The organism is Deinococcus marmoris DSM 12784, assembly GCF_000701405.1.
Taxonomy (GTDB): domain Bacteria; phylum Deinococcota; class Deinococci; order Deinococcales; family Deinococcaceae; genus Deinococcus; species Deinococcus marmoris.
Genome location: NZ_JNIV01000019.1, coordinates 42,349 through 53,619, shown reverse-complemented (window position 1 = coordinate 53,619; position 11,271 = coordinate 42,349). Strand labels below are relative to the sequence as shown.

The following is an 11,271-nucleotide window of genomic DNA, read 5'->3' as shown; positions in this document are numbered from 1 at the left end:
GTCGCCAGCGCGCCCAGCTTGCCGTGCTGCTCGGCCAGATCGGCCTGCTCGGCGGTAATGGTGTCGCCCTTGGTCACGATCACGGTGCCGTCTTCCAGGGTGATGTCGCCGCCCGCCGTCTTGCCGGTGGCGTACTCTTTCTGGCGCTCCTTGGTGGCGTCGGCGACGTTCTCGTATGCGCCCTTGATCGAGTCGCCCGCGCTGCTGAAGGCTCCCTTGAGTCCGCCCGGTTCCTGCTCCTGCATGGCGGCGGCCACCGACACGGGCACAATGGCGGCGTGTTCACCGATCTGCACATTTTCCGGCGCGGGCACGAAGGTCCGCCCGTTGCTCAGGTCCGAGAACAGCCCGCCGGTGGCCTCGTAACCCTCCACCTTGCCGGTCTTCTCGTCGAAATACACGTCGGCGATCTTGCCCAGGTCCTGCCCGTCGGTGGTCAGCAGGGTCATCCCGATCAGGCTGATCTTGCTGTCCAGCACGTCGGCCAGCCGGTCATCGTCGCGGGTGGTGGTGACGTGGTCTGCCGAGTCGATCATGATGGCGTCCTCGCCAATCGAGCGGATCATCTCGAAGGGGACCACCTTGGCCGCGCGGAACCAGCCGCCCTCGTCAACCAGCAGGCCCAGAACCTCATTGGCCTGATGATCGAAGATCAGGTCATGCACGTTGTCGATGCGCTGGCCCGAATCGATGGCGACGATGTGCCGTCCCAGAATGTCTTTGCCTTTAATCATGGGTTACGCTCCAGTGTAAAAACAGAAAATTTGAAGAGAAGAAGTGCAGAAAACGAGGTTGGGCAACTCTAAATGAAGCCCAGATCGAGGATGCCCTGCGGCTTCAGATAAAGAAAATACGCCAGCAGGAAAACGACGATAATGATCAGCAGGATGGGCAGCCAGATACTGCCGCCGCCACCGCCTTTGCCTTTGAGTCGGGTCATGTTGCCTCCATCCCAAAGTGTAGAGATGAACGGCGGGTCAGTGATGGCTGAAGTCCTCAGCAGCACTTGTCCTGGTCTTGCGGTGGTCTTTATAAAATTTAACAGACGCGCAACGCACCTTGCAGCCCGCCTCCCTGTCCCCAAATCAGCCCGCAGAAGGGCAAGAAGTCCAGGGAAGGGCAAAAAATACGGGCAACGGCAGATCGGATGCGCGCCGCGCTGGCTGGACCACCCTGGACCACCGCCTTCCTGGCCCGTGTAGCCTGAACGGCGTGAGCGACAGTCCCTCTCTGCCCCATCTGCGTGCCGACACGGCCTCTGTCGGTAATGCCTCTAGCAATACTGCGCCGCCTGAACACGGGGAACGCCTCCAGCATGAGCGGACGCTGGGCGAGTTGCCGCTGACCGTGCTGGTGGGCGTGACCGGCGTGGGCAAGAGTACGGCGCTGGAGGCGCTGCGGGAGCTGGGAGGACAGCGGGTGCTGCCCAACCGCCGCGAGGTGGCCGACGCGGTGATGATCTGGCCGGGGGTGGGCCGCGCCGTAACGGACCGCGAAGAACGCTTCGCCCTGACCGCGCAGTACCGCGCCGCCCATCCCGGCGGCATAGCGCAGGCGCTGGGATCGCTGCTGGCCGACACCCGCCACTGGGGCCGGTCCCCGCTGTTCGACGGCCTGCGCGGGCTGGACGAGGTGACTTACGCCGCCCACAGCTTTCCGGCGTGGCGTTTCGTGGCACTGGGTGCCCCCGACGCCGTGCGCGTGCGCCGCCTGCTGGGCCGGGGGGACCGTTTCGATCAGGTGGCAGGCACGGCAACGAGGGGCACACTGCGGGCCGATCTGGACGGTCTGGCGGGCGTTTCCGGGGTCTTCTCCCCCGCCGAACTGGACGGGCTGGCCGCGCTGGAAGGCCCAGACTGCGCGGCAACGGAAGTGCTGGCAAAGGTGCGGATCGTGCTGAGCGAGCGCCGCCAGTACGATCCCGCCGCCGCCGAGACCTTTCTGCGCGGGCTGCCGCCGGAGCGGGCGCTGGTTCTGGACACCGTGGCCCTGAGTCCGGCACAGGTGGCGCGGGCCGTGCAGGACTGGGCATGAGCGGTTCCCAGGCCCCCCCCAGCGGCGTCACGGTCCAGCAGATCGGGGCCATTCCTTTCCGGCTGCCGCTGACCTCCGCGCTGGCGTGGGGCGCGCACTCCGCCATCAGCGCCGCCGAGCATGTGCTGGTGCGCGTGACCCTCTCCGACGGCACGGTGGGACAGGCCGAGGCCACGCCGCGCCCCACCATCTACGGCGAGACCCCCGGCAGCGTGGTGGCCGTGCTGACCCACCTTTCTCCGGCGCTGACCGGGCTGGACATTGCCGATGAAAACGGGCTGAACCGCGTGCGAAACAGCGTGGCGAACAACCACACGGCGCGCGGCGCGCTGGACATGGCGGTGCACGACGCCCGCGCCCGCGCCGGGGGAAAAACGCTGTTCGACACGCTGCTGGGGCCGAATCCCCGCGTGCGGGTCAGCTTTATCCTGGGTCTGGGCACCCCTGCCGACATGCTGGCCGAGGCCGAGCGCGTGGTGGCGGCGGGCGTGCGCTGCCTGAAGGTCAAGGTGGGCCGCAACCATGCCCACGATCTGGCCGTGATTGCCGAGTTGCGCCGCACCTTCGGCCCGGACGTGCTGCTATATGCCGACAGCAACGAGACCCTGACCCCGGAAACGGCCCCTGCCGCCCTGGAAGCCATGTGGGAGGCCGGGCTGCTGTATGTGGAAGAACCGCTGCCGGTGCGCCAGCTTCGGGCGCGGGCCGACCTGCACGCCCGCAGCCCCCTGCCTATCGTGGCGGACGACAGTTGCTTTACCCCCGCCGATCTGGAGCGGGAACTGGACTTCAATACCTTCGACGTGCTGAACGTCAAGACTGCCCGTAACGGCTTCACCGACGGCGCGTGGATGCTGCGCGAGGCCGCCCGGCGCGGCAAGCGCGGCATGGTGGGATCGCAGGCCAGCAGCGGCCTGGGCACCCTGCACGCCGCCCTGCTGTCCACCCGCGCCGAGGTGACCGAGCCGTGTGAACTGAGCTTCGTGCTGAAGTTGCAAGGTGACCTGCTGAACCTGCCGATCACCTTCAAGGACGGCTGGCTGGATGTGGACGGCCTGCGTGAACATACGGTGGACCCGCAGAAACTGGCGCGTTACCGCCTGTAGTCACGCGGCGGCGCAGGCCGGGGCGACCATCGGTTCCGGCCCGCGCCGCGCACGCTGTACCGTCCGGCAGGAATTCTATGCAGGTGACAGACCTGTCAGAAAACGGCGCGGATAATGAGGCATGGATCAAGGAATGCTTAACGCCCTCGTTCTTCCTCTGCTGTTCAGCATCGGTGGTGGCCTGTATCTATACCTGCGTTTTCCCGAGCGCCGCCCACGCGCCCTGCTGGTCATGACCCTGTTTCAACTGGTGGGGGCCTACGGCTACGCCACGGCCCCTGAGGAGGGTCTGTTCGGCCTGCTGATCCTGCACGCGGCGGTGGTGTTTGTGCTGCTGGTGCGCCACCTGCAAACGCCCACGCTGCTGCCAGGGAGCATGCCCCAGTAGGGGCGGCGTCTGGGACACTCAGGAAAAGCGGATGGCGGCCTGCGGTTGGGGCCGCCATTTTTGGTGGTCCAGCGCTGGCGTTCTAGCTCTGGCGCAGGGCGGCTAGCGCAGTGCGGCGCGCACAGCGGCGGCAGCGTCCAGCACAGGCAGCCCGCCGGAACGGTTGACATTCGCCAGGACCAGGGTGCGGGTCTGTTCCGCGCTCAGGCCGGGGTTGGCCCCGCGCATCAGGGCCACGACACCGCTGACCAGCGGGGCAGAGAAACTGGTGCCCGCCTCCAGTCTGTACTGGTCCTCTACCCTGTCACCGACTGCGAGGACGGGGATATCCAGCTCGGGCTTGAACCCTGGGCACCTTCCGCCCACCCCACCGGGCGCGACAATGTCCAGCGCGCGGGGAAGCTGGGGGTTCGGGCGGGCGCTGTAGCACGCCAGCGCGCCGTCGCTGCTGCCCAGTGCCCCGACAGCGATCACGTCCGGGTGGCTGGCCGGGTAATAGACCCCTTCATTGGCCGAATTGCCCGCCGCCGCGACGATCACTGCCGTTTTCGCCGCCGCCGTGAGCGCTGCGCCCAGCACCGCATCATCTATTCCCGGCGCACCCAGACTGATGTTGATCACCCTGGCCCCCTGCTGCGCGGCGTAATTCAATCCGGCGGTCAGGTCCACCGTGCTGCCGCTGCCACTGCGGTCCAGCACCTCGATCCCCGTGATTGGCCCGCTCCAGACCACGCCCGCGAGGCCCACGCCGTTGCTGGTGTTCGCGCCGATCAGGCCCGCGACCTCGGTGCCGTGTTCGCTGCCCGTCACCGCGCCCGTTTCGGGGCCAGCCGCCAGACAGGACACGCCAGCCTCCAACCGCCCCTGCAATTCGGGATGGCTGCGGTCCGGGGCCGAATCCAGCACGGCGACGCTGGCCCCCCGTGGCGTTTTGCCTGCCGCCTTCAGCACGTCCCAGGCCGCCGGAACCCCGCTACGCGTCAGATAGGTCTGGAACACATTGACGCCCTTTACCTCAAGGCCCGCGTTGCCTGGAAAAGCCGGATCGTTCGGCAGGGCTAGCGCACGGTAGACGTAGTTGGGCTGGGTCCGCAGACCCGCCGCCGCCAGACGCCCCGCGAAGGCCCGGTCATCCTCGCCCGCCGGGGTCCGGGCCAGTTGCACGCCGGGCACCACGGCCTGCATCTGCACGCCGGACAGGGCACGCAGGGCCTGGGCACTCAGGTTGTCCCCACTCAGGTCGCCCCCGGCGCTGCCCTGCAAAACCAGCACCTGCCCCGGCACACGCGCGGCGCTCCAGTCGGATTTGGCCTGCGACCACTGCCCCTCCAGCCGCTGCCCGGATAGTCCCTCCACAGAGGCCACCCCTGCCCCGGCAGCCCCCAGGGTACGGCAGGCCGCTGGTGCGGGCGGCTCCACCGGGTCCGGCTTGGGCTTCGGCTCCGGCGCGGGTGGCTGGTCCACACAGGCGGTCAGCAGCAGCGACAACAGCAGGGCGGGCATCAGCACACGGCGGGGCATGGTTTCAGGGTACAGGCCCGGAAGCTGAGACGCGTGGGGCCTGCGCCCCCGGACCACTGTCCCAAAAATTGCACGAGAAATCGCCACGGAAATATAGCCAGGGAAATCCAGAGAAATAAATAGTAAATACAGAGCGGTGCGCGCCGCCCAGCCGTTCCACCACGCGCGGTAATGCGCCCGTAATGCCAGGAGAAGAGGCTGTTCCCAGTCCAGAAGCCCGCCCGCACCCCACGCAGCAACTCAGCCCAGCCCGGAGGTTTGCCCCATGTCCGATCAGACCACGCCCCAGATCGCAGTTTCCCAGGCCGCAACGCCTCAGCACGCAGCCGCCCCCAACTCCATGCCCGCGCTGACGGTGCAGGACGCCATGCACCCCCGCGCCGTGAGCATCGGCGCACACGAGACGCTGGCCGACGCCGTGGTCGCCATGCAGGAACTGAAGGTCAAGCGGCTTCCGGTGACCCAGAACAACAGGGTGGTCGGCATCCTCACGGACGGCGAGATCCGGCGCAACCTGCCGCCGCTGAGCGAGGGCCTGACCCCCTGGGATTTCGCGGGCCGGGTCGGGCGGGTGCGGGTGCGCGAGGCCATGCGCCAGCCTGTGCATACGGTCACCCCTGAAACGCCGCTGGCGACGGCGGTTCGCACCATGCTGGAGCGGCATATCGGCGGGCTGCCCGTGGTGGACGGAGACGGCGTTGTCCTGGGCATGTTGACCCTGACCGACGTGCTGCGCGCAGAGGCGAAAACCCCCCGCCTGCGCTGGGGCGCGGTGGAACAGCACATGACCGTGGGCGTGGTGACCACCCCCGCCGACGCACCGGCCCACGAAGCGGCGGCCAAATTAAAGATCTCGCGCCTGCGCGTGCTGCCGGTGCTTCAGGGGGGCGTGCTGACGGGCCTGCTGCACGAGGTTGATCTGGCCGAGGCCCTGGACCGCGCCAGCGTCAGCCACGGCGACACGGTCATGGGCGGACAGTTCTTCCTGGAAGGCAAAACGGCCCGTGACCTGATGCGCCCGCCCACCGGCCATCTGCGGAGCGGCACCCCCATGCGCGACGCCCTGAGCCAGATGCTGGCGCTGAACGTTCACGGCCTGCCCATCGTGGATGACGACGGCAATCTGCTGGGCGTGGTGACCATCAGTGACGTGCTGAAAACCGTGCTGGGGCAGGCAAACGAGGGCTAGAGCGGGAACGGGCTGAGAAGGAGGCGTTGAGGAGGCCATCCCTCAGCGCCTTCCTACAACCCCGTAACCCCCCTCTCCCTCTGATTTCGCCGTCTGCCGCAGACTGAGGGGGATGTGCGCCGCCGCCCCACCTTCATTCACTCATTCCTTCCGGGCCTACTCGCCTGCCGATTTTCACTTTCCGCTGCCCGAGGGCCACCGCTTTCCGTATTACAAATACGCCGGGGTGCGCGAGCTGCTGCGCCCGCATCTGCCCGTGCCGGACGCGCCCGCCCTGCGCTGGGCCGACGCGGCGCGGGCGCATGATCCGCACTGGCTGCGGCGCTGGCGGCGCGGCGAGGTGGGGAAAAATGAGGAACGCGCCCTGGGATTGCCGTGGTCGCCGGAGATGGTGGAGCGTTCGCGCCGCGCGGCGGGCGGTTCGCTGGCGGCCCTGCATGACGCCATGAACACCGGCTGGGGCGCGAATCTGGCCGGGGGCACGCACCATTCCTTCCGGGACCGCGCCGAGGGCTTTTGCCTGCTGAACGACGCCGCGCTGCTCACAAAGGTGGCGCTGGACGACGGGCTGGCCTCGCGGGTGGCCGTCATCGATCTGGACGTGCATCAGGGCAACGGCACGGCGGCCATGCTGGGCGCGGAGGCACGGGCCTTTACCCTCAGCATTCACGGCGAGCGCAATTACCCGTTTCGCAAGGAGATCAGCTCTCTGGACCTGGGCCTGGGCGACGGCGTGACCGACAGCGAGTATCTGGACGTGCTGCGTCGACAGGCGCTGCCCGCCATAGACGCGTTCCGGCCTGACTTACTGCTGTATCTGGCGGGGGCGGACGTGCTGGCCGGGGACCGCTTCGGGCGCTTTGCCCTGAGCCTGGAGGGCCTTCGGGAACGCAACCGCACGGTGCTGAACTGGGCAAAAACAGCGGACATCCCAGTGGTCACGGTGCTGGCGGGCGGCTACAACAACAACCATGAACTCACCATCAAAGCCCATGCCAGCGTGGTTTTTGACGGTCTGGACGTCTTTGGTTAATCGCAAGGTTATTTGATATTTGGTCTGCCTTCATACTGTGTGGCCTGAACGTTCAGAGGTTGTTCAAAGCTTGTACAGTGCTGGTACGAAAGGCTGTTCAGAGAAGAGGCGTCAGGTGAAATACGCAGGTCCGACTCGAGTGAGCCGAACTTATTTTCTGAAATGCCCCTTATCGTCACAGGAGCGTCTATGACCTACGTAAACCCCACCGCCGTTCTTCCCATCACCCACACCGATCTCTCCACCCGTCAGGTGCGCCGTGGCCAGACGCTGTATTACGCAGGGGACAGCTCTCCCAGCCTGTACCGCCTCGAAAGCGGCCTGATGCGCGCCGTGCGCCTGACGCCGCAGGGCCGCAACCTGACCGTTCGTCACATCCACCCCGGCGACATTTTCGGTGAGGAAACGCTGCACGGCCAGACCCGCGCCCATCAGGTCGTCGCGCTGACCGACGCCGCGCTGACCCCCATCCACCCCGAACACCTGTCCGCCGCCGAGTTGTGGGACCTGACCCGCAGCCTGAGCGCGCAGCTCCAGCGCATGATGACCGACGGCGTGCATATCCAGGACGGCGACCTGCGTGAGCGCATCGCCCGTTACCTGCTGAATCTGGCCGACAGCACCCTGGGCGGCCAGCACGCCGACGGCGCACGTTATGTCCGCGCCACGCACGAACTGATCGCCGAGGGCACTGGGGCCACCCGCGAAAGCGTGAGCAAGCTGATCGGCGAGATGCGCGACGACGGTCTGCTGCTGCCCGCCTACCGCTGCCTGACCCTGATCGACGAGACTCGCCTCAAGGGCCTGAGCGGCTACCACGGCTGAATCTCTTCCGTTCTGATCTTCCCTCTCCACAGTGTTGGAGAGGGATTTTTTCTGGCTTCACCACCAGCCGCGCCGCTTGAAGTAAAGGGCCAGCAGGCCGCCGATCAGCAGGAAACTGCCCCAGGCCACCGCGTAGCCCAGGGGCCATTCCAGTTCCGGCATGGCCCTGAAGTTCATGCCCCACACCCCGGCCAGAAAGGTCAGGGGCAAGAAGATCACGCTGACGGCGGTCAGGGTCCGCATCACCTCGTTCATGCGCTGGTTCTGGAGGTTCAGGTGCAGGTCCAGCAGGCTGGTCAGGAAATCGCGCAGGCCGTCCAGGTGGCTGGCCGCGCGGGTGAAACTGTCCTGGGCGTCGCGGTAACGGACCAGATCGGCGGGGGTGGCGGTGGCGTGGCGGCCCAGCAGCGCGGCAGCCTCGCGGGCGTCGCTGGCCAGGCGGCGGCCCTGCGACAGCAGGTGCTTGACCTCAAAAATATCGGGGACCGGGTTGTCGCGCCTGTTTTTAAACACCTGCTCCTCCAGCGCGTCGGTGCGCCTCTCCAGCGCCTCGGCCAGCGTAAAAAAGGTATCGGCGGTGTGGTCCAGCAGTTCGTAGGTGACCTCGGCGGGCAGGTTGACATTCTCGCGGCCCACCAGCGCCCAGACGTTTCGCAGCGCCGCCGTGCCGTTCGTGCTGAAGGTCAGCGCCGCGTCCGTGAACCCAAAAATGCTGATGCGTTCGGTGTCCTCGTCCTCCTTATCGGGGTGCGAGAAAGAACGGACGGTGATAAAGGTGTGTTCGGGGTACTGCTCGGCGCGGCTCCAGTGGCCGTGTTCCAGCACGTCTTCCAGGGCCAGCTCGTTAAGGGCAAAGGCCGCCTGCAAACGGGCCAGTTCGGGCGGCGTCACGTCCTGAACGTCCACCCAGACCCCCTGGGTCTGCCCCATCCACTCGAGGGCTTCCCCACTGGCAAGGTGCTTGGCACGGATCATGGCCCTGATGCTACGCGCACACAGCGTCCCGACATTCACGCACTATTCTGTTGCCCATGACGCCCGCGCTGTGGATTTCCTTGATGCTGGGAGGCGCGGTGGGGGCCGCCTGCCGTCAGGGGGCGGTGATGGCCCTGCTGCCGCTGGTGGCCCGCACGGGTTTTCCCTACGCCGTGCTGCTGATCAACGTGCTGGGATCGTTCCTGCTGGGCCTGACGCTGGCGCTGGCCGGGCGCGGCGTGGTGCCGGAGGCGGTAAGGGTGGCCTTTGGGACAGGGGTGCTGGGTGCGTTCACCACCTTCTCCACCTTCAGCGCCGAGATGGACGGGCTGTTGCTGCGCGGACAGGCGGTGCAGGCGCTGCTCTACGCACTGGGCAGTGTGGGCCTGGGGCTGACGGCGGCCATCTTCGGAAGGCTGCTGGGGGCCAGATTATGACCAAACGGCGCAAAAAGACCGAGCCGACGCGCCCGCCCGAGCAGTTCCTGGAACTCTCCGAGGTGCTGGCCTACATCGGGCAGGTGATCGCGCGGGGGATGCCGGGGGCCGTGTGGGTGCGGGCGGAGGTGGCCTCGGTGACGGACCGCCGCCACCTGTATATAGATCTGGTGCAACTGGGCGAGGACGGCGAGGTGGCCAAATGCCGCGCCACCGTCTGGGCACGCGAACGCTTCAGCCTGGAGGGCAAATTCAGGCAGGCGACGGGCGGCACGCTGACGGCAGGCTTAAAAGTGCTGCTGTTCTGCCAGCCGGAATTTCATCCGCAATACGGCTTCTCGCTGAACGTGCTGGACCTGTCGCCCGAATACACGCTGGGGGACGCGGCGCTGCGCCTGGACACGCTGCGGCAGACGCTGGTGCAGGAGGGCGTCTATGGGTTGAACCGTCTATTGCCCCCGCCCGCCGACTTCGCACGGGTGGCCGTAATCTCACCGAGCGGGGCGGCGGGCCTGGGCGACTTTCGCCAGGAGACGGACCCACTGGAGATGGCTGGGGTCATTGACTTCACCTATCTGGAAGCCACGTTTCAGGGCCGCGAGGCGTCCGCCAGTCTGTTGCGTGCGGCAGAGGCGGCGCTGGACCTGCACGGGGAAGCCCCGCTAGACGCACTGGTGGTCATCCGGGGCGGCGGGGCCGTGACCGATCTGGCGTGGCTGAACGATCTGGCCTTCGCCCGCGCCCTCGCGACGTTTCCCGCCCCCGTCATCACCGGCCTGGGCCACGCCCGCGACGACTCCCTGCCCGACGAGGTGGCAGCCATTCGCACCGACACGCCCAGCAAAGCCGCCGCCCTGATCGTCCGCACAGTGGCTGGGGCCGCCGCACAGGCGCAGGAGAATATTCGCACCGTCCGCGCCGCCGCCGCGTCCGTGCTGGTGGAAGCCGACGCCGGGGCATTGTGGGCAAGGGACCGCATCCTGAGCGCTGCCAGCCGCCAGAGCGATACAGCCCGCGCCGACGTGGATGCCCTCATGCGGCAGGCACTGGGGCTGACCCCCGAACGCACCCTGGCCCGTGGTTACGCCCTGGTGCGGGATGCGCAGGGCCAACCCGTCACGCGGGCGGCAGCGGTAACGGCGGGGCAGCGGCTCACGCTGGAGTGGCAGGACGGCAAGGCAGGCGCTGTGATTGAGAACGTCTCCCCTACTCCAGCACCCTGAGCATGGCGATCTCGTTGCAGTTTTCAAAGAAGGCGCAGCGCTGGCACTCGCTCCAGACTTTCGGGTGCAGGTGGGTCTTGTCAATGCGCGTGAAGCCGCACTTCTCGAAAAAGACCTGCTGGTAGGTCCACGCGAACAGCGCGGGCAGGGCGATCTCGCGCGCTTCCCGCTCGCACGCCGCCACCAGTTGCTTGCCCAGGCCGCGCCCCTGCATGTTGGGATGAATGGCGAGGCCGCGCACCTCCGCCAGATCGGGGGCCAGCAGATGCAGGCCGCAGACGCCCGCCAGACCACCGACCTGACCCTCGTGGGCATCGGCGAAGATCAGGTGAAAGTCGCGGATGGTCTCGGCCAGCAGGGCGCGTGAGCGCACCAGCATCTGCCCACGCGCCGCCCAGTAGCCGATCAGCTCGTGAATGGCCTCAATGTCCGACAACTTGGCCTTGCGCCCATGCAACGGCGCTTGCGGGTGAATGTCGGGAATGGCAATCGAGTCCAGGGAAAGGGTCATGGGCAACACCTCGGTGAGGCTGGAAAAAC

13 protein-coding genes are annotated in these 11,271 nt (G+C 67.1%); 8 read left to right on the top strand and 5 right to left on the bottom strand.

Features of this window, described 5'->3' with window-relative positions; genetic code table 11:
- Together Q319_RS0106440 and Q319_RS28105 are read right to left on the bottom strand one after the other, a co-directional pair.
- Positions 1-734 (bottom strand): PRC-barrel domain-containing protein (locus Q319_RS0106440; protein ID WP_029481266.1); only part of this gene is annotated, 734 nt, incomplete at its 3' end.
- A gap of 68 nt (positions 735-802) precedes the next feature.
- On the bottom strand, positions 803-940 hold the full coding sequence (locus Q319_RS28105; RefSeq protein ID WP_169816506.1) for a hypothetical protein: 138 nt from the start codon (positions 938-940) through the stop codon (positions 803-805).
- A 272-nt stretch (positions 941-1,212) separates the two neighbouring features.
- Between Q319_RS28105 and Q319_RS0106430 the strand changes: the two genes are divergently transcribed.
- The 3 genes from Q319_RS0106430 to Q319_RS0106420 all read left to right on the top strand — a co-directional run bounded on the left by Q319_RS0106430 (position 1,213) and on the right by Q319_RS0106420 (position 3,528).
- Positions 1,213-2,034 carry a DEAD/DEAH box helicase family protein gene (locus Q319_RS0106430; protein ID WP_415812924.1) on the top strand — a complete coding sequence of 274 codons (822 nt, stop codon included), beginning with the start codon at positions 1,213-1,215 and terminating at the stop codon, positions 2,032-2,034.
- The gene (locus Q319_RS0106425; RefSeq protein WP_029481264.1) at positions 2,031-3,140 is read left to right on the top strand and encodes an enolase C-terminal domain-like protein; all 1,110 of its coding nucleotides are present in this window, start codon (positions 2,031-2,033) and stop codon (positions 3,138-3,140) included. Before Q319_RS0106430 ends, Q319_RS0106425 begins: the two co-directional genes overlap by 4 nt.
- A gap of 121 nt (positions 3,141-3,261) precedes the next feature.
- The gene (locus tag Q319_RS0106420; protein ID WP_029481262.1) at positions 3,262-3,528 is read left to right on the top strand and encodes a hypothetical protein; all 267 of its coding nucleotides are present in this window, start codon (positions 3,262-3,264) and stop codon (positions 3,526-3,528) included.
- A gap of 102 nt (positions 3,529-3,630) precedes the next feature.
- Here Q319_RS0106420 and Q319_RS0106415 read toward each other — a convergent pair whose 3' ends face one another.
- Positions 3,631-5,049, bottom strand: coding sequence for a S8 family peptidase (locus Q319_RS0106415; protein ID WP_029481260.1), 1,419 nt, complete (start codon positions 5,047-5,049; stop codon positions 3,631-3,633).
- A gap of 265 nt (positions 5,050-5,314) precedes the next feature.
- Between Q319_RS0106415 and Q319_RS0106410 the strand changes: the two genes are divergently transcribed.
- From Q319_RS0106410 to Q319_RS0106400, 3 genes are all read left to right on the top strand, one after another.
- Positions 5,315-6,238 (top strand): CBS domain-containing protein, encoded by a 924-nt coding sequence (locus tag Q319_RS0106410; protein WP_029481259.1) that lies wholly within the window; start codon positions 5,315-5,317, stop codon positions 6,236-6,238.
- Between the two features lie 112 nt (positions 6,239-6,350).
- A complete protein-coding gene (locus Q319_RS0106405; RefSeq protein ID WP_029481258.1) occupies positions 6,351-7,271 on the top strand; it encodes a histone deacetylase family protein in 921 nt (306 codons plus the stop codon).
- A gap of 189 nt (positions 7,272-7,460) precedes the next feature.
- Entirely contained in the window at positions 7,461-8,096 is a 636-nt protein-coding gene (locus Q319_RS0106400; protein ID WP_034414063.1) for a cyclic nucleotide-binding domain-containing protein, read from the top strand.
- A gap of 57 nt (positions 8,097-8,153) precedes the next feature.
- On the opposite strand, the gene Q319_RS0106395 is transcribed toward Q319_RS0106400, so the two are convergent.
- The gene (locus Q319_RS0106395; RefSeq protein ID WP_029481256.1) at positions 8,154-9,071 is read right to left on the bottom strand and encodes a magnesium transporter CorA family protein; all 918 of its coding nucleotides are present in this window, start codon (positions 9,069-9,071) and stop codon (positions 8,154-8,156) included.
- Between the two features lie 56 nt (positions 9,072-9,127).
- On the opposite strand from Q319_RS0106395, the gene crcB reads away from it, so the two are divergent.
- Positions 9,128-9,508, top strand: a complete 381-nt coding sequence (gene crcB, locus Q319_RS0106390) for a fluoride efflux transporter CrcB (protein WP_029481255.1) — start codon at positions 9,128-9,130, stop codon at positions 9,506-9,508.
- Positions 9,505-10,731 (top strand): exodeoxyribonuclease VII large subunit, encoded by a 1,227-nt coding sequence (gene xseA / locus Q319_RS0106385; protein WP_029481254.1) that lies wholly within the window; start codon positions 9,505-9,507, stop codon positions 10,729-10,731. The genes crcB and xseA overlap by 4 nt, the downstream gene beginning before the upstream one ends.
- On the opposite strand, the gene Q319_RS0106380 is transcribed toward xseA, so the two are convergent.
- Entirely contained in the window at positions 10,715-11,242 is a 528-nt protein-coding gene (locus Q319_RS0106380; RefSeq protein ID WP_029481253.1) for an N-acetyltransferase, read from the bottom strand. The two genes, xseA and Q319_RS0106380, sit on opposite strands and share 17 nt — an antisense overlap.
- Between the last annotated feature and the right edge of the window lie 29 nt (positions 11,243-11,271).